Below are 17,879 nucleotides of genomic sequence, written 5' to 3'. Positions count from 1 at the left end.
CGGCTAGAGACCTGCCCTGGCCTCTTCCGGACCCGCGTGCTTCCACCAGGTGTCGAAGATGCTGACGGGAACTGTGCGCTTGTGCCGGGTCCGCAGGTACTTCTCCTCGATCAGCTCCGCTGCGCTGTCGCCGACGTCGCGGCCCTCGAGGTAGTCGTCGATCTGGTCGTAGCTCAGGCCCAGTTCGTCCTCGTCGGTGCGGCCAGGCCTGTCGTCCAGGAGGTCGGCCGTGGGCACCTTCTTCCACACCCGCTCCGGGGCGCCGAGGTGTTCCAGCAGGGTCCGGTTCTGCCGCTTGTTCAGGCCGAACAGCGGCAGGATGTCGGCCCCGCCGTCGCCGTACTTGGTAAAGAATCCGGTGACGGATTCAGCGCCGTGGTCGGTGCCGATGACGAGGTAGTTGTGCTCTCCGGCCAGGGCGTACTGGGCGATCATGCGCGTGCGGGCCTTGGTGTTGCCCTTGTGGAAGTCGGAGATCCCGTTGCCGACGGTCTTTTCGAACTCGTCCTCGAAGCCGTCCACGGCGGCGGAAATGTTGAACGTCCATTCCTTCGAGGCCTTGATGAAGTCCAGGGCGGCCTGCGCGTCATCCTCGTCGTGCTGCACGCCGTAGGGGAGGCGGACCGCCACAAATTCCGCGTCCACGCCTTCTGACTGCAGCTCGTCGACCGCGAGCTGTGCGAGCCGCCCGGCGAGCGACGAGTCAAGGCCGCCGGAGATGCCCAGGACGAAGCCCTTGGTGCCGGTGGCCTTGAGGTACTCCTTCAGGAAAGTGACGCGTTTGCGCACCTCCTCTGCGGGATCGATCTGGGGCTGGACGCCCATTTCTTCGATGATCTTGGCTTGGAGTGTGCGCATGTGACACAGCCTAGTCAGCGGCGTCAGTACCGCTCAACTGTTTCCGCCGAGTTCGCGCCAGAGGACGGCCCCCTCCGGCTACCGACCGGCCGGTGCCGGGCCCGTGGAGCCCCGGACCGTCAGGTGCGTGGGCATGACAGAGCGGCTCCGTGCGACGCCGCCGGCGAGCGGGTTCAGCTGGGCCAGCAGCATGGAGACAGCGACGCGGCCCGCCTGCTCGATGGGGGAGGCCATGGTGGACAGCGGCGGGTTGCAGAAGTCGGCGCCGAAGATGTCGTCACAGCCCACGATGCTCATGTCCTCGGGCACCCTGATGCCGCGTTCGCGCAGCCGCTGGAGCATCCCGATAGCAATGAGGTCGTTGAAGACGATGCACGCCGTCACTCCGCTGTGCACCGCGGCGTCGGCGGCGGCGGCTCCGGACTGCGTCTTCGGGGCGAAGGGTCCCAGCCTGCGGACCTCCACGCCGCGCTCCTCGGCCGCCCCGGACAGCGTGTCCCACCGCCGGGTGCTGGACTGGGAGGTTGCCGGGCCGGCGATATAGGCGACGCTGCTGTGGCCGAGCGAGATGAGGTGGTCCAGCGCCTGGGTGGTGGCCGACGGCGTGTCGATGATGACGGCGGGAACGCCGGCAACGTCGCGGTTGATGGTGACCATCGGCATCTTCGCGGCGGCGGCCAGCAGCGCTTCGTCGGTGAGCCGGGATGCTGCCACCACCACTCCGTCCGCGCTCTTGCGCAGCTGCTCGACGGCGCTGGCCTCCACCTCATCGGATTCCTCCGTGTCCACCAGCAGCTGCGTGTATCCGGCCGCCTTGAGCTGCAGCTGGGTGCCCCTGATGAGGTCGAAGTAGAAGGGGTTGGTGATGTCCGGCACCAGGACCCCGACGGCGCCGGTCCGGCCGGAGCTCAACGCTTTGGCCTGGCTGTTGGGAACATATCGGAGCTGGGCGGCCGCCGCTTCGATCCGCTGGCGGGTGCGGATATTGACGCGGTCCGGGGTGGACAGCGCGCGGGAAACGGTGGAGGCCGCCACGCCGCAGAGCGCGGCAATATCGTGGATGGTGGCCGGCCGGTCCACTGCAGCTGGTTGCGTCGCAGCCACGGCGCTCCTCTCTGAACCTACGAGCCACTTGCTTTGCGGCTCTCTCCGTCCGCCCGGGCCCTTGCGGCACGGGTCGAAATGGCGGGTCTGTGACTGGCGGCACAGGTCCGTTGAACAAGAATGCCACAGGTTGTCAAAGTTTGGCAATCGGTTGTCGTGGGCGTGCCACTGGCCCTAGACTGGCTCCGACACTGTTGTGAACTGCGTCACCGCGCTCAGGCCGGGGGCGGACCGGGAACGGACTGCCCCAGGAACGGACTGCCGCGCGGCGGCCGCCAAAACCAGGAGACCCCGCGTGAGCAAAACCCCAACCACCGTCTGGCCGCTATCGGGATTCGGCGACGAGATCGACCCGGACCCGGCGGTGCAGGCCGCCGTATTGCTTGCCCTGGGGGCCAGCCACATCGAGGTCCGCAGCGCCTGGGGCACCAACGTCTCCGAACTGGCCCCCGCGCAGGTTGCCCGGCTCAAGGAAATCCTGGACAGCAAGGGCCTCAAGGTCTCGGCGGTCGCCAGCCCCATCGGCAAGGTGGATGTCAGCCTCCCGGTGGAACACGAGCTGGAGCGGCTGAAGCAGATCATCTCCGTGGCCCGGGGCCTGGACGCCCGGTATATCCGGATCTTTTCCTTCTACCGGGCGGAGGGGCAAAGCCTTGAGGGCATCCGGGAGGATGTCCTGGCCCGCATGGGTGCCCTTGCGGCGCTCGCCGAGCAGTCCGGCGTCGTACTTCTGCATGAGAACGAAAAGGGGATCTACGGGGATACACCGGAACGCGTGCTGGACATCATGCAGTCAGTGGATTCGCCGGCCCTGCGCATCGCCTGGGACAACGCCAACTTCGTCCAGGTGGGCGTCAAGCCCTACACCGACGGCTACGCCATGCTGCGCCCCTACCTGGAGTACTTCCAGGTCAAGGACGCGCTCTCGACCACCGGCGAAGTGGTGCCTGCCGGCGAGGGCGACGGCGAACTCGATGCCACCATCGCCGCCCTTAAGGCGGACGGATTCACCGGCTTTGCCTCGCTGGAACCGCACCTGGCCAGCGCCCACGAGCTGGGCGGATTCTCCGGCCCGGTGGCTTTCGGAACCGCTGCCCGCGCCTTCGCCGCGCTCGCCGCGAAAAACGGAATAGAACTGTCGTGAGTACGACGGCGGCCGTCATCGGCTGTGGCGATGTCTCCTCTGTGCACTTCGAGGCGATAGCAAAACTCGACGGCGCCACCCTGGTGGGCGTCTGCGATCCGGACCCGCAGCGGCTGGCTTCCGCGATGGCCGCCTACGGCGTCCCGGGCTTTGCGGACCACCAGAGCCTCATCGAAGCTGTCCGCCCGGACGTGGTGCACATCTGCACCCCGCATGACCGGCACGCCTCGGTTGCGGCGGACTGCCTCGAGCGCGGCGTGCACGTCATCGTCGAGAAGCCGCTGGCCCATACGCTCGCGGAGGGACGGCGGCTGGTCGAAGTCGCCGCTGCCGGCAGGGCGAAGATCGCGGTGTGTTTCCAGAACCGGTACAACGCGACGTCGCAGGCCATGCATTCGCTGCTGTCCGCAGGCGGCCTGGGGCGCGTGCTGGGGGCTTCGGCCACGGTGATGTGGCAGCGCACCGCGGAGTATTACCGCGACCGGCCATGGCGGGGTAGCTGGGCAGGCGGCGGGGGAGGCCTGATGATGAACCAGGCCATCCACACCGTGGACCTGCTCCAGTGGCTGGTGGGTGACGTGACGGCCGTCAGCGGCAACGCGTCCACCCGCTTCCTGGGCGGAACCATCGAGGTGGAGGACACTGCGGAGTTCGTGGCGGAACACGCCAACGGTGCGCGGAGCGCGTTCTATGCCACGCTGGCCCATGCCACCAACGCCCCGGTCACCCTGGATGTGGTCACGGAGGAGGCTGTGCTGACCCTGCGCGGCGATCTCACCATCACTTACGCGGACGGGCGCGTGGAGGTCGTTCCGGAGCGCCGCAGTGAGTCCGGCGGCCGGTCCTATTGGGGCGTCTCGCACGAGCTGCTGATCGGCGATTTCTACGCCCGGCTCGGCGACGCTGATCCCTTCTGGATCAGTCCCGCGGAGGCCGAAAAGTCCCTGCGCATTGTTAAGGACGTGTACCGCCAGAGCTATTCGGAGTCCGCTGCAAGGGTCTCCTAATGCTCCGCATTGGCAACCGGCTGCACTACTACTCTGCCGTTCTACTGGGCTGTGCTGAGCCTTCTTCAAGAAACATGGCAACACTTTTTTGACAATCGGTTGCCAAGCGGTGCAACAGTGCGTACTCTGAATTCCAGACGGCCAGCGTGTGGCCCACGCCACACCGGCCTCATCAAAAAGCCCACGTTTCTACAGACTCCCTTCTAATTCCTTTCAAGGAGCCAACAATGAAGTTAGGTCCCAAGGCGGCAGCAACCGCCATCATACTGAGCGCCTCGCTAGCACTCACCGCATGTGGCGGCGGCGCCGGCTCGGGCTCAAACGCCGGCGGTGGAAGCGCCGGAACAGCGCTGACGCTGGGCACCCTCCGGGACATCACCTCCTGGGATCCCGCACAGGCCCACGTCGGCCATGGGCTGCAGCCGTACCAGGCCGCGTATGACACCCTGATCCTGCGCGAACCGGACGGGAAATTGAGCCCCATGCTGGCTACCGACTGGAAGTACAACAGCACCAACACCAAGCTCACCGTGGACCTCCGGACCGACGTCACCTTCAGCGACGGCGCCAAGTTCGACGCCGAGGCCGCGAAGGCCAACCTGGACCACTTCAAGAAGGCCAACGGCCCCCAGATGGCCCAGCTCGCCTCCGTGAAGGACGTGAGCGTGGTGGACGCGGACACCATCGACATCAACCTCAGCGCCGCGGAGCCGGCCCTGGAATACTTCCTGAGCCAGGCCGCCGGCCTGATGGGAAGCCCCGAGGCCCTGGGCACCGAGGCCATCAAGACCCTGCCGGTCGGCTCTGGCCCGTACGTGATGGACAAGGCTGCCTCCGTGAAGGACTCCCAGACGGTCTTCACTGCGCGCAAGGACTACTGGAACAAGGACCTGCAGAAGTTCCAGAAGCTCACCCTCAAAATCCTGACCGATCCCACAGCCCGCACCAACGCCCTGGTTTCCGGCCAGATCGACGCCACGCTCCTGGACCCGAAAAACGGCAAGCAGGCCGAAGGCACCAAGATGAAGCTCGAAACCAACCAGGTCGACTGGTCCGGTTTGCTCCTCCTGGACCGGGACGGTGCCAAGAACCCGGCGCTGGCCAACGTCAAGGTTCGCCAGGCCATCAACTACGCGTTCGACCGCAAGACCATCCTTGAACAGGTGATGCTCGGCCAGGGAACCCCGACCTCGCAGCCGTTTGGCAAGGACAGCGGCGCATGGATGGAGGAGCTGGAAAACTACTATAGCTACGACCCCGCCAAGGCCAAGCTGCTGCTGAAGGAATCCGGCTTCGAGAACAACGTGACTCTGGACGTCCCCACCCTTCCGGGGGCTGAAACCCTGATTTCGGTTCTGCAGCAGCAACTCGCAGACGTCGGCATCACCCTGAAGCCCGGTGCAGCGATCACCAATACCTTCACCTCGGACGTTGCCGCCCGGAAGTACAACGCACTGTTCTTCAACCTCTTCCAGGGCGAGCCCACTGTGGCGATTGACCAGATCGTCTCCACCAAGGCCCTGTACAACCCGTTCAAGAACACGACGCCGGAGCTCGAGAAAAAGATCCAGGCTGTCCGGACCGGGGGCGAGGATGCAGGCAAGCTGGCACAGGAAGTCAACAAATATGTGGTGGAACAGGCATGGTTCGCGCCGCTGTTCCGGGTGAACCAGATGTACTACCACAACGCCAAGGTGAACGTCACGCCGCAGGTCCAGCAGGCCGTTCCGTCCATCTACAACTACTCGCCGGCCAAGTAGGACCCCATGATCAGGTTCATTGCGAAAAGACTGGGCAGCGGTCTGGTGGTGCTGTTCGTAGTCTCGGCGCTCACCTTCACTCTGCTGTACACATCCAGCGGCAGCATTGCGCGGAACATCCTGGGCGACCAGGCCACCCCTGAACAGGTTGCCCTGAAAGAACAGGAACTGGGGCTGGACCAGCCCCTCCTGACGCGCTACTTCGCCTGGCTGGGCGATGCCCTGGGCGGGAACCTTGGAGTCTCCTGGTTCACGTCGGAACCGGTGGCCAACTCGTTGGCCACCCGGATCCCGGTGACCATGACCATGGTTTTTGCCGCAATGATCCTGATCGCCATCTGCGCAGCGCTGATCGGCGTTGCCGCAGCCGTCAAGCGCGGCTGGGTGGACAGGCTGGTCCAGGTGGGCGCGATCGTTGGCGACTCCATCCCGGGGTACGTGATCGGCGTCTTCCTCGTGACCCTCCTGGCCATCCAGCTGGGCTTCTTTCCCGCCACCAGCACCATCTCTCCGGAGGTGGGTCCCGAGGCGTGGGTCTACTCGATGACCCTTCCGGTCATCGCCCTTCTGATCAACGGCGTGACCGGCGGTGCGCAGCAGATCCGCAGCGCCGTCATCAAGCAGCTGGAACGCGACTACGTCCGCACGCTGCGCAGCCGCGGCGTCGGAGAGCGCGAGATCCTGTTCAAGCACGTGCTGCGGAGCGCCGCTCCGGCCGGCCTGACCGTGCTCAGCCTGCAGCTCATCGGCATGCTGGGCGGTGTGGTGATCATCGAGCAGATCTTCGCCCTCCCGGGCATGGGTCCGCTCGCGGTCACCGCCACGGGCCAGACGGACCTGCCCGTGGTCATGGGGGTGGTGATGTACACCGTGGTGGTGGTCATCGTCGTGAACCTCCTGGTGGACATCCTCAATGGTTGGCTCAACCCGAAAGTGCGTGTGTCATGAGTGATTCCGTAGAAACAGCGGCTGTTGCCGCGCCCGCCCCGGCGGGGCCGCATCAAACCGGGCAGAGCGGAACGGTGGTCCGTTCCACCGTGATGCGCCGGCTCCTCAGGAACCCCCTCGGCATCGCATCCCTGGTGATCCTGGCGGGTATAGCGTCGCTGGCCATCCTCGCCCCCGTCCTGGCACCTTTCGACGAGAACTTTGCCAACATCACCAAGACCTTGGCGGCGCCCGACGGGGTGAACATCCTGGGCACGGACAGCGCCGGCCGTGACAACTGGAGCAGGCTGCTCTTCGGAGCCCAGCTGACCCTCCTTTCGGCGCTGCTGTGTGCCGGTGTTGCCATTGCCATCGGCCTCCCGGCCGGCCTGATCGCCGGCTACTACTCAGGCAGGTTCGAGGCCGTCTCCAACTGGGTTGTCAGCATCCTCATGAGCCTCCCGGGCTTGATTGTGCTGCTCACCATCCGTGCCGCGTTCGGTCCTTCGGTGTGGATCTCCATGATCGCGTTCGGCATCCTCATCAGCCCGTCCTACTTCCGGCTAACCCGCGCCGCGGTCCAGTCAGTGCGGAACGAGCTCTACGTCGACGCCGCCCGTGTATCCGGACTCTCGGACCTGAGCATCATTGCCCGCCACATCTTCTCCGTGGTCCGCGCCCCCATCATCATCCAGACGGCGGCCATCGCCGGCGTAGCCATCGCCATCCAGTCCGGACTCGAGTTCCTCGGTCTCGGCGACCCGACCAAGGCAACCTGGGGCGTCATGCTGTCCGAAGGCTTCAAGAACGTCTACCTGACCCCGACACTGCTCTTCTGGCCGGCGTTTGCCATGGCATTGACCATCGGCGGACTCGTCCTGCTGGGCAACGCCATCCGGGACGCGCTCGAGGACGGTGAGAAGATCAAGCACCGCAGGAAGCGGACACCGGCTCCGGGTGCTTCTGCGGCAGGCACGACGGCGGCACCCGCCAAGGCGGGCCAGTCGCGTAAGTCCGTGGCCGCCGTCGAGCTTGGAACCGAGCACCACCTCGTGAAGGTGACCAACCTCGGCGTCGGCTATCCGCAGGCCGACGGTACTGTCAAGAAGGTGGTGGACGACGTCTCCTTCCACGTGGACCGCGGCGAAATCCTCGGCATCGTGGGGGAGTCGGGATCCGGGAAGTCCCAGACCGCGTTCTCCATCCTGGGCCTGCTCCCGGACAACGCCCGTATTGTGGCCGGATCCATCCAGTTCGACGGCAAGTTCACGGTGGCGCCGGGCGAGGACCGGGTCAGCCAGGACCGGCTGTCCAAGCTGCGGGGCAAGCGGATCTCCTACATTCCGCAGGAGCCGATGAGCAACCTGGACCCGGCGTTCACCATCGGCTACCAGCTGGTCACCCCCATGGTGCGGGTCCTTGGAATCTCGAAGGAGGAAGCCCGCAAGCGCGCGCTGAAGCAGCTGGCCGACGTCGGCATCGTGAATCCGGAGCGGACCTTCGGCGCCTACCCGCACGAGGTGTCCGGCGGCATGGCCCAGCGTGTCCTGATCGCCGGCGCCATCAGCTGCGAACCTGACCTGGTGATCGCCGACGAACCCACCACGGCCCTGGACGTCACGGTGCAGGCCGACGTGCTGGACCTCCTGCGCGAGCTGCAGCAGCGGCTGAACATCGGCGTCATCCTGGTGACCCACAACTTCGGCGTGGTGGCGGACCTCTGCGACCGGGTGGCCGTCATGCAGAATGGCCGGCTGGTGGAGGAGGGATCCGTCCGCGACATCCTCCGGAATCCGAAGGAGCGGTACACGCAGACCCTGCTGGCGTCCATGCTCGAGGGCAAAACCCCCATGTCCATGCTTGTATCCAGCCAGAAGGAACCGGTGGCATGAATACTGTGGAACTCAAGGAAAGCGCACCGCTGCTGACGGTGGACAACCTGGTGGTCGAGTACCCCAGCAAGAAATTCCGGGCCCGGCCGTTCCGGGCGCTGACGGACATCAACATCTCCATCGGCCAGGGCGAGACCCTTGGCCTGGTGGGCGAATCAGGCTCCGGCAAGACCACCCTGGGCCGGGCCGTCCTTGGCCTCGCGCCCGTGACCGGCGGCAGGATCGTCTTCGAGGGCAAGGACATCAGCCAGGCCACGCGCAAGCAGCGCCGGATCCTGAGCCGTGACCTGCAGGTGGTGTTCCAGGACCCGTACACCTCCCTGAACCCGGCCCTGGAAATCGGCGACATCCTCGCCGAGCCCCTCGGCGTGCAGGGCATGGAGCAGAAGGCGGCCAGGACGCGCGTCAGGGAACTGCTGGACCAGGTTGGCCTGCCCTCGGACGCCATCCACCGCCTGCCGCGGGAGTTCAGCGGCGGCCAGCGCCAGCGCGTCGCGATCGCCCGGGCCCTGGCGCTCTCACCCAAGCTGATCGTCTGCGACGAACCCGTCAGTGCCCTGGACCTCTCCACCCAGGCACGCGTCCTGGACCTGTTCCTGCAGATCCAGAAGGACACCGGCGTGTCCTACCTGTTCGTCTCCCATGACCTCGACGTGGTGCGGCACATCAGCCACCGCGTTGCCGTGATGTACCACGGCGAGATCGTCGAACAGGGGCCTGCCGAGGTGGTCACCCGCGATCCCGAGCACCCCTACACCCAGCGGCTCCTACTGGCATCCCCGGTGCCCGACCCGGACCGGCAGGAACAGCGCCGGGCGGACCGGCACCGCCTGCTGGAGATCCAGCGGCAGCAGAACGAACAGGCCGGCGTCCCTGCCTAGGGGACCGACCGCCACCAACGAAAGGACCACCATGGCCACCATTGGCGTACAAGCGATGATGCTGAAGGACAGCTTCAGCGAACTCGGGGCGTTCGAAACGCTCCGCAAGGTCAGCGCGATCGGCTACAACGCCGTCGAAATTTCCCAGATCCCGATGACGGCGGACAACGTGGCGGAACTGGACCGCTTCCGCAGCGAACTCGGGATGGATATCGCGGCGCTGTCCGTCATGCTGGAGAAACCCCAGGGCCGGCCGGGCGATTCGCTCCGTGAAGACTTCGGCAAGATCGTGGACGACGCCAAGACGCTGGACTCCAACCTGCTGCGGATCGGCATGCTGCCGTTCCCCGCGATGAAGTCCCTCGACGCCGTCGTCGACTTCGCACGGGAAGCCAACGACTACGCCGAACGCCTGCAGGAGCACGGCATCAGCCTTTACTACCACAACCACCACATCGAGTTTGCGAAGTTCGACGGCCAGTACATGCTGGACATCATTGCGGAGAATTCGCCGGCGATGGGCATGGAAATTGACGTCCACTGGGTGCAGCGTGGCGGCCTGGACCCGGTCCGGACCCTGGAAAAGTACGCCGGACGCACCGCCATGGTGCACCTGAAGGACTACCGGATCGGGCAGCTGCCGGAGTCCGCCTTCGGGCTGCTGGAATCCGGTGACATCGCAGGCTTCATGGCCGAGTTCAAGGACGTGGTGCAGTTCGCCGAAGTGGGCGAGGGAAACCTGGACTTCCCCGCCATCGTCCCCGCCGCGCGGGCTGCCGGCGCAAAGTACCTTCTGGTGGAGCAGGACCAGCTGTACGGCCGCACCGTCTGGGACGCGCTGCAGACCTCCTACGACAACCTCGTGGCCATGGGCCACGCCGACCTTTTCTAAACAACGGAGTATCAGCACATGAGTAAGAAAGTACGCCTTGGCATCATCGGCCTGGGCCAGCAGGGCGGCGCGTACGCCAAGTTCATCACGGAGGGACTGGTCCCGAACATGGTGATCGGCGCCATCTGCGACACCGACCCAGCCAAGAAGGAACTAGCGGCTTCCCAGTACGCTGACGTGCCCTTCCATGACGACTACATCGCCATGCTGGAAAGCGGCGACGTGGACGCCGTGGTCACCTGCGTCCCGCATTTCCTGCACCCGGAAATGGGCATCGAAACGCTCAAACGCAACATCCACGCGCTCGTGGAAAAGCCCGCGGGCGTGTACACCAAGCAGGTCAGGGAGCTCAACGAGTTTGCCGCCGGCAAGCCCGAGCTGTCCTTCGCCATCATGTTCAACCAGCGCAACAACCCGCTGTACCAGAAGCTCAAGGAGATCGTCGATAACGGCGAGATCGGCGCTATCCGCCGCACCAACTGGATCATCACCAACTGGTGGCGGCCGCAGGGTTATTACAACTCCAGCGAATGGCGCGCCACGTGGGGCGGGGAAGGCGGCGGCGTCCTGGTGAACCAGGCCCCGCACCAGCTGGACCTGTGGCAATGGATCTGCGGCGTGCCCAAGTCGGTGTACGCAAAGGTGGCCTACGGCTTCCGCCGCGATATCGCCGTTGAGGACGAGGTCACCGCGGTGGTGGACTACGGCGACGGGGCCACCGGCGTCTTTGTCACGGCCACGCACGACCTCACCGGAACCGACCGCTTCGAAATCCTGGGTGACCAGGGCAAGATCGTCGTCGAAGGCTCCAAGACCGCCACGGTGACCCGCCTGGTCAGGCCGGAACGTGAACTCAGCGACGGCATGGACATGGACGATGTCCGCAAACTCTTCATGGGCCAGCTGAATCCCGAGGAGTATTACACTACCGAGGTCCTCGAGTTCGAGTCCGCCTGGGGTGCGCAGCATTCCGGCGTGCTGCAGAACTTCGCGGCCAACATCCTGGACGGCACGCCGCTGCTGGCGCCGGGCTCGGACGGCATCAACGGGGTCCGCCTGGCCAACGCCATCCACCTCTCCAGCTGGACCGGCACGGAGGTGGGCCTGGACTTTGACGAGGACGAGTTCCTGGCGGAGCTGAACAAGCGCATCGCGGGCGAAGGCAAGTTCCCCGAGCGCTCGTAATCTCCGACCCCGCCCAACTCAGTGGCAGCACAGGGCGTTCCCGGCGCTGGGAATGCCCTGTGCTGCCACCTGGATGGGCCGGTTCCTCGTTAGGATGGGGCAGTGACCGAACCCAAGACGCCGGATGCCCCCGCCACCAAGGCTCCGGCCAGGAAGCACGCCAGGGACGGCAAGTCCAACGCCACCATCTACGACATCGCCAAACTGGCCGGCGTCAATCCGTCCACGGTCTCGCGGGCGCTCAGCAAACCCGGCCGGGTCAGCGCCAGGACGCAGAAGCTCATCGAGGATGCCGCGGCCGAACTGAACTACCAGGTCAACCCCTTCGCCCGCGCCCTGCCGACGGGCCGCACCAACACCTTCGGGCTCATCGTCGCGGACATCACCAACCCGACGTTCTTCGACATCATTCGCGGCGCCGAAACCACCGCCACCCTCCGCGACTACACCCTCGTGCTGGCGGAGTCCGCCGAGTCGGCCGTCACCGAGCTCACCGCGGCCCGGCGGATGATGACCACCGCGGACGGGCTCATCCTCGCCAGCCCCCGCATGGACGATGACGACATCCGCGCGCTCGCCCGCGACAAGCCTGTGGTGGTGATCAACCGCGATGTCCATGGCGTGCCCTGCGTGGTCCCCGACGTCAACAAGGGCATCAGCGAGGCCGTCCGCAGCCTGGCCGCCAACGGCCACAAAAAGGTCGCGTTCGTGGCCGGCCCGCAGCAGTCCTGGATGTCCGCCCGCCGCTGGGAAGGCGTCCAGGCGGCCTGCGAATGGTCCCGACTCGAGGCCGTGCGCCTGGAATCCGGTAAACCAACGGTCGACGGCGGCAGGCAGGTGGCGCGCGACGTGCGGGACAGCGGTGCCACCGCCGTGCTGACCTACAACGACCTCCTGGCCATCGGCCTCATGCAGGAACTCCAGGCCGCCGGCCTGGTGGTGCCGGACCAGATCAGCATCGTGGGCTTCGATGACATCTTCGGTGCCGACTTCACCACCCCGCCGCTCACAACCGTGCGCTCCCCCCTGGGGGAGTGCGGATCGGGAGCCACCACACTCCTGCTGGACCTGCTGCACGGCGACGGCGAACCTGCCGCAACTCTGCGCGTGGAGACGGAGCTCGTGCTGCGCGGCTCGAGCGGAAGGCTTCTTCCAGCACGCTAACCGCAACCGAATTGGCAATCTTTGGCAACCGGTTGACAAGAACTGGATGAAGGCCGACCATTGAGCTATGTCACACTCGATTGCCGCCAACCCAGACAGGCTCCTGCCCGCGGACCCGGGAACGCGCAGCATTGCGCGCGACCTCCTGCAGCGCGTCCAGGACCTCCCCATCATTTCCCCGCACGGGCACGTTGACGCCGCAGTCATCGAGCAGAACACGCCCTTCCCCGACCCGGCGGCGCTGCTGGTCAGCCCCGACCACTACGTCACCCGCCTCATCCACGCCAGCGGCGTGCCGTTTGACCGCCTGCGCCAACCGGACTCCTCGGCTGCAGGTTCCCCGAATGCGGACTCGACCGCCCCGGACTCCCGGGCCATCTGGCGCGAATTCTGCCGGGCCTGGCCGCTGTTCGAGGGGACCGCCTCCGGCTACTGGCTCCGCACCCAGTTCAGCGGCGTATTCGGCCTGGACCGGGAGATCAGTGCCGAGACCGCCGACGCCAGCTACGACGCGATCTCCGCCAAGCTCATGGAACCAGGCTTCCGACCGCGCCAGCTCTTCAAGGACTTCAACATCGAAGTGCTCGCAACCACGGATGATCCGCTGGACAGCCTCGCCAGCCACAAGGCCATCGCCGCAGACCCCACATTCCACGGCCGAGTCCTGCCCACCTTCCGCCCCGACGCCTACCTGAACATCGCGCATCCCGCGTGGTCCGCGAACGTTGACCGCCTCATCGCGGCAGCGGGCGATGGCGGCACCGGCTATGCCGGGTACATCACCGCCTTGGAAAACCGACGTCGTTATTTCGTGGAGCACGGTGCGGTGTCTGCCGACCACGGCGTGCGCACCCCTGCCACGCTGAAGCTTGACGACCGCGACGCCGCGCGGTTGTTTGACCGCGCCCGCTCCGGTGCGGCCACGGCGCAGGACCGTGACGCGTTCGAAGCGCACATGATGTACCAGATGGCGCGGATGTCAGTGGCGGACGGCCTGGTGATGACCATCCATCCGGGTTCGTACCGGAACCACCACGAGCCGACGTTCGAAAAGTACGGACCCGACACCGGCCACGACATTCCGTTCGCGGTCAACTACACCGAGGCCATCCGCCCGCTGCTGCAGGACTTCGGCACGGCCAAGGATTTCCACCTGGTGCTCTTCACCCTTGACGAGACGGTTTTCTCGCGCGAACTCGCGCCGCTGGCCGGCTTCTACCCGTCCGTCTACCTTGGCGCCCCGTGGTGGTTCCTTGACGCCCCGGACGCCATGCTCCGCTTCCGCTCTGCCGTTACCGAGACCGCCGGCTTCTCCCGTTCCTCGGGCTTCATCGACGATACGCGCGCCTTCTGCTCCATCCCCGCCCGCCACGATGCCTCCCGCCGCATTGAGGCCTCCTTCCTCGCCCGGCTGGTGGCCGAGCACCGCGTCAGTGAGGAGCGGGCCCACGAACTCATCGTGGACATCGTGGACGGATCGCCGCGAAGGGTCTTCAAGCTGTGAGCGTCGGACTGCGGCCCGAAAAGGCGGCTGCCGTGGACCGGCCGAGGCTCGACCGCACCCTGCAGCCGGGCACCATGGCCCCCATCCGCATCGTCCATCTGGGGCTCGGCGCCTTCCACCGCTCGCACCAGGCCTGGTATACCCACCGGGCCAGCGACGCCGCCGACTGGGGCATTGCTGCCTTCACCGGCCGGCGCCCCGATGCTGCCCTGGCCCTGGCAGAACAGGACGGGCTGTTCACGCTGGTGGAACGGTCCGACGGCGGCGACTCCTTCGACGTGGTCGGCAGCATCGTGGAGGCCGTGGACGGGGCCGATGTGGAGCGGCTGGCGGAGCTGGTCGCGGCCCCGCAGACCGGCGTCGTCACCCTTACTGTCACCGAAGCCGCCTACCGGCTCGGCGCCGACGGTCAGCTCGACCGCAGCGCTCCCGACGTCGTGGCCGACCTTGCGCTGCTGTCTTCCGGAAGCGGAAACGCGGCGACGCCGCTGGGCCGGCTGGTCTTTGCCCTCGCCGCGCGCCGGGCTGCCGATGCGGGTCCGCTCGCCGTCGTCTGCTGCGACAACCTCTCCAGTAACGGCACCGTGGCGCGGAACGCCGTGGTGGGCGTCGCCGGCGCATGGGACCCTCAGCTCGCTGTGTGGATTGAGGGCAACGTCAGCTTCGTCAGCACCTCGGTGGACCGGATCACGCCGCGCACCACCCATGCGGACCTCGAAGCCGTCGAAGCGTCCTGCGGCTACCGCGACACGTCTCCGGTGGTGGCCGAGCCTTTCGCCAACTGGGTGCTCAGCGGTGACTTTCCTGCGGGCCGGCCCCGGTGGGAAGACGCCGGTGCGGTGTTTGTCGGCGACATCGAGCCGTACGAGAACCGCAAGTTGTGGCTCCTGAACGGGGCCCACTCGCTGCTGGCGTACGCCGGCCAGTTGCGTGGCCACACCACCGTGGCGGAAGCGTTGGCCGACCCGTTGTGCAGGAAGGCCGTGGAAGCGTTCTGGGATGAGTCGGCAAGCAGCCTGCATGGACCTGGCGGGAGTGCTGAGGACCTGCAGATTCCGGCCTACCGCGAGGCCCTCCTGGTGCGCTTCGGCAATGCGCGCATCGCCCACCACCTGGCGCAGATAGCGATGGACGGCAGCACCAAGCTGCGGATGCGGGCCGTGCCGGTGCTGCGGGCCGAGCGTGCCGCAGGCAGGTCCGGGGCTGCCGCCGCGCTCATGATTGCTGCCTGGATGGACTTCACCGCGCGGGCGGGGACGGTCCAGGACCCCCTGGCGGACCAAATCGCCGCGGTGAACCGGCTGGGTGGCCCGGAGGGGAGCGGCCTCGAGCGTGTCCGCGCGCTGTTGGCCCTGGTGGACCCGGCCCTGGCCGGCGACGCCGACGTTGTAGGCCTGATAGAAGACCTACGGGGAAGCTTCGGGGAGCCCGCTGCGTCCCCGTAGCGCCCCGCGCATATGCGGCACTGCCCGGCTCCTGGACCATAGGGAGCCGGGCAGTGTTGTGTGGAGGCCGTGCTCTTTGTGGGGAGTGCCGTTCCCGCGCAGGCCGACTTCCGCTCCAGTCCCCGTTTTGTAAAAGTTTCAAGGAATTTTTGGCAACCGCTTGCCATTTGATTGCCAGGTGACTAGCATTACAACAAGAACCCCACACCCGGCTCAGTCCGCAAAGACGCGATAGGACCCACCAGATGCTTAAGCCCCAGGCAAACGAAACCCGAGAGCTGATCAACCTCGACGGCCTCTACCGCTTTAAGGTGGACTTTGACCGGGCCGGGCACCGGCAGGAGTGGTTCAGGTCTCCGCTGGCCACGGACCTCGAAATGGGAGTTCCCGCCAGCTACAACGACGTCTTCCCGGACAAGGCCATCCGCGACCACGTGGGCTACGTCTGGTACCAGCGTGAAGTGCGCGTGCCGCGCGGCTGGGCAGGGGAGCGGATCCACATCCGCCTGGACTCCGCCACCCATGAGGGCATGGTCTGGGTCGACGACGTCCTGGTGGCCGAGCACACCGGAGGCTACATGCCGTTCAGCGCGGACATCACCGAGCACGTCGCGGCCGGGCAGGCGTTCCGGCTCACCGTCGCCGTGAACAACGAACTGACCCAGGCCACCATCCCGCCGGGCACCATCACCGTCACCGAGGACGGCCGCCGGCAGCAGAGCTACCTCCACGACTTCTACAACTATGCCGGCCTGCACCGCAGCGTCTGGCTGTTCAGCACACCTGCCGTCTCCGTTGAGGACATCACCGTGGTGACCGGCTTCGAAGGCACCACCGGCTCGGTGGATTACCGCATCGCCACGGCGGGAGGTGCCGGCAACGAAGACGTGAGGGTCACTCTCAGGGACGCCGCCGGCGCCACGGTGGCCACCGCGGAAGGTGCCGCGGGCACCCTGGCGATTGACGGCGTCGTACTTTGGCAGCCCGGCGCCGCCTACCTCTACAGCCTGGCGGCGGAAATTTACGACGGCGGCCGGCTGGCTGACACGTACACCCTGCCCGTCGGGGTCCGCACCGTTGAGGTCAGCGGCAAGGAATTCCTGATCAACGGCGAGCCGTTCTACTTCACCGGCTTCGGCATGCACGAGGACCACGTGACGGTGGGCAAGGGCCACAGCAACGCCCAGATGGTCAACGACTTCCAGCTCCTGGACTGGGTGGGCGCCAACTCGTTCCGCACCTCGCACTACCCCTACGCCGAAGAGGTCATGGAGTTCGCCGACCGGCACGGCATCGTGGTGATCGACGAAACCGCCGCCGTGGGACTGCACCTCGGCTTCGGCGCCGTATTCGGCGGCATCGCCAAACCCACGTACGTCGACGGCGGTGTGGACGCCAATACCGCGGCCAACCACCGCCAGGCCATCACCGAGCTCGTCGCCCGGGACAAGAACCACCCGTCCGTGGTGATCTGGTCCATCGCCAACGAACCCAATGGCTCCGAGGAAGGCGCCCGCGAGTACTTCCAGCCGCTGGCCGACCTGACCCGCGAGCTGGACCCCACCCGTCCGGTGGGCTACGTCAACGTCATGTTCGATACCCCCGAGAAGGAAGTGCTGGCCGACCTCTTCGACGTCCTCATGCTCAACCGCTACTACGGCTGGTACGTCCACAACGGCGACCTCGAAACCGCCGAGCAGGTCCTCGAGAAGGAACTCCGGGAATGGGAAGCCAAGTACGGCAAGCCCATGATCATGACCGAGTACGGCCCGGACACCATGCCCGGCTTCCACTCCATCTACGAACAGCCATGGAGCGAGGAGTACCAGGCCGCGTTCCTCGCCATGTACCACCGCGTCTTTGACCGGGTGGATGCCATGGTGGGGGAGCAGGTGTGGAACTTCGCGGACTTCCAGACCTACAACGGCATCATGCGCGTGGACGGCAACAAGAAGGGTGTGTTCACCCGGGACCGCCGGCCCAAGCCTGCTGCCTTCGCCCTGCGCCAGCGTTGGACGGCGCTCGCCGGCAGCAAGAACGTCACCGGCAAGACCCTCACCAACCCCTAACGCTTTTCACATTTTGCGCCGCCCTTAGGCCGGCTCGGGTAAAGGAG

The 17,879-nt window shown here is 66.2% G+C and carries 14 protein-coding genes; 12 read left to right on the top strand and 2 right to left on the bottom strand.

What is annotated here, in order from left to right; genetic code table 11:
- Positions 1-3 precede the first annotated feature (3 nt).
- Positions 4-858 carry an ammonia-dependent NAD(+) synthetase gene (gene nadE, locus ACTHQX_RS08275; RefSeq protein WP_236806481.1) on the bottom strand — a complete coding sequence of 285 codons (855 nt, stop codon included), beginning with the start codon at positions 856-858 and terminating at the stop codon, positions 4-6.
- A 78-nt stretch (positions 859-936) separates the two neighbouring features.
- Positions 937-1,962 carry a LacI family DNA-binding transcriptional regulator gene (locus ACTHQX_RS08270; RefSeq protein ID WP_236806488.1) on the bottom strand — a complete coding sequence of 342 codons (1,026 nt, stop codon included), beginning with the start codon at positions 1,960-1,962 and terminating at the stop codon, positions 937-939.
- Between the two features lie 295 nt (positions 1,963-2,257).
- Between ACTHQX_RS08270 and ACTHQX_RS08265 the strand changes: the two genes are divergently transcribed.
- The 12 genes from ACTHQX_RS08265 (at position 2,258) to uidA (ending at position 17,832) form a co-directional block, all read left to right on the top strand.
- Positions 2,258-3,106: a sugar phosphate isomerase/epimerase family protein gene (locus ACTHQX_RS08265; protein WP_236806489.1), complete on the top strand. Its 849-nt coding sequence runs from the start codon at positions 2,258-2,260 to the stop codon at positions 3,104-3,106.
- On the top strand, positions 3,103-4,113 hold the full coding sequence (locus tag ACTHQX_RS08260) for a Gfo/Idh/MocA family protein (RefSeq protein ID WP_236806490.1): 1,011 nt from the start codon (positions 3,103-3,105) through the stop codon (positions 4,111-4,113). Before ACTHQX_RS08265 ends, ACTHQX_RS08260 begins: the two co-directional genes overlap by 4 nt.
- Before the next feature lie 227 nt (positions 4,114-4,340).
- Complete coding sequence (locus tag ACTHQX_RS08255; RefSeq protein WP_236806491.1) at positions 4,341-5,873, top strand: ABC transporter substrate-binding protein; 1,533 nt, start codon at positions 4,341-4,343, stop codon at positions 5,871-5,873.
- A gap of 6 nt (positions 5,874-5,879) precedes the next feature.
- Positions 5,880-6,821 (top strand): ABC transporter permease, encoded by a 942-nt coding sequence (locus ACTHQX_RS08250; RefSeq protein WP_236806492.1) that lies wholly within the window; start codon positions 5,880-5,882, stop codon positions 6,819-6,821.
- Positions 6,818-8,692, top strand: coding sequence for a dipeptide/oligopeptide/nickel ABC transporter permease/ATP-binding protein (locus tag ACTHQX_RS08245; RefSeq protein WP_236806494.1), 1,875 nt, complete (start codon positions 6,818-6,820; stop codon positions 8,690-8,692). The genes ACTHQX_RS08250 and ACTHQX_RS08245 overlap by 4 nt, the downstream gene beginning before the upstream one ends.
- The gene (locus ACTHQX_RS08240; protein ID WP_440156755.1) at positions 8,689-9,573 is read left to right on the top strand and encodes an ATP-binding cassette domain-containing protein; all 885 of its coding nucleotides are present in this window, start codon (positions 8,689-8,691) and stop codon (positions 9,571-9,573) included. The genes ACTHQX_RS08245 and ACTHQX_RS08240 overlap by 4 nt, the downstream gene beginning before the upstream one ends.
- 31 nt (positions 9,574-9,604) lie before the next feature.
- Positions 9,605-10,465, top strand: coding sequence for a sugar phosphate isomerase/epimerase family protein (locus ACTHQX_RS08235; protein WP_440156752.1), 861 nt, complete (start codon positions 9,605-9,607; stop codon positions 10,463-10,465).
- A gap of 18 nt (positions 10,466-10,483) precedes the next feature.
- On the top strand, positions 10,484-11,650 hold the full coding sequence (locus ACTHQX_RS08230) for a Gfo/Idh/MocA family protein (RefSeq protein WP_236806507.1): 1,167 nt from the start codon (positions 10,484-10,486) through the stop codon (positions 11,648-11,650).
- Between the two features lie 102 nt (positions 11,651-11,752).
- On the top strand, positions 11,753-12,814 hold the full coding sequence (locus ACTHQX_RS08225) for a LacI family DNA-binding transcriptional regulator (RefSeq protein WP_236806509.1): 1,062 nt from the start codon (positions 11,753-11,755) through the stop codon (positions 12,812-12,814).
- Positions 12,815-12,881: 67 nt separating this feature from the next.
- Positions 12,882-14,318, top strand: a complete 1,437-nt coding sequence (gene uxaC / locus ACTHQX_RS08220; protein WP_236806510.1) for a glucuronate isomerase — start codon at positions 12,882-12,884, stop codon at positions 14,316-14,318.
- Between the two features lie 74 nt (positions 14,319-14,392).
- Positions 14,393-15,763 carry a mannitol dehydrogenase family protein gene (locus ACTHQX_RS08215; RefSeq protein WP_236808917.1) on the top strand — a complete coding sequence of 457 codons (1,371 nt, stop codon included), beginning with the start codon at positions 14,393-14,395 and terminating at the stop codon, positions 15,761-15,763.
- A 245-nt stretch (positions 15,764-16,008) separates the two neighbouring features.
- Entirely contained in the window at positions 16,009-17,832 is a 1,824-nt protein-coding gene (gene uidA, locus ACTHQX_RS08210; RefSeq protein WP_236806511.1) for a beta-glucuronidase, read from the top strand.
- Positions 17,833-17,879: the final 47 nt, after the last annotated feature.

This window comes from Arthrobacter sp. SAFR-023 (assembly GCF_051965295.1).
Classification (GTDB): domain Bacteria; phylum Actinomycetota; class Actinomycetes; order Actinomycetales; family Micrococcaceae; genus Arthrobacter.
Note: the sequence above shows the minus strand (reverse complement) of the source record. Positions and strands in the feature narration are given on the sequence as shown.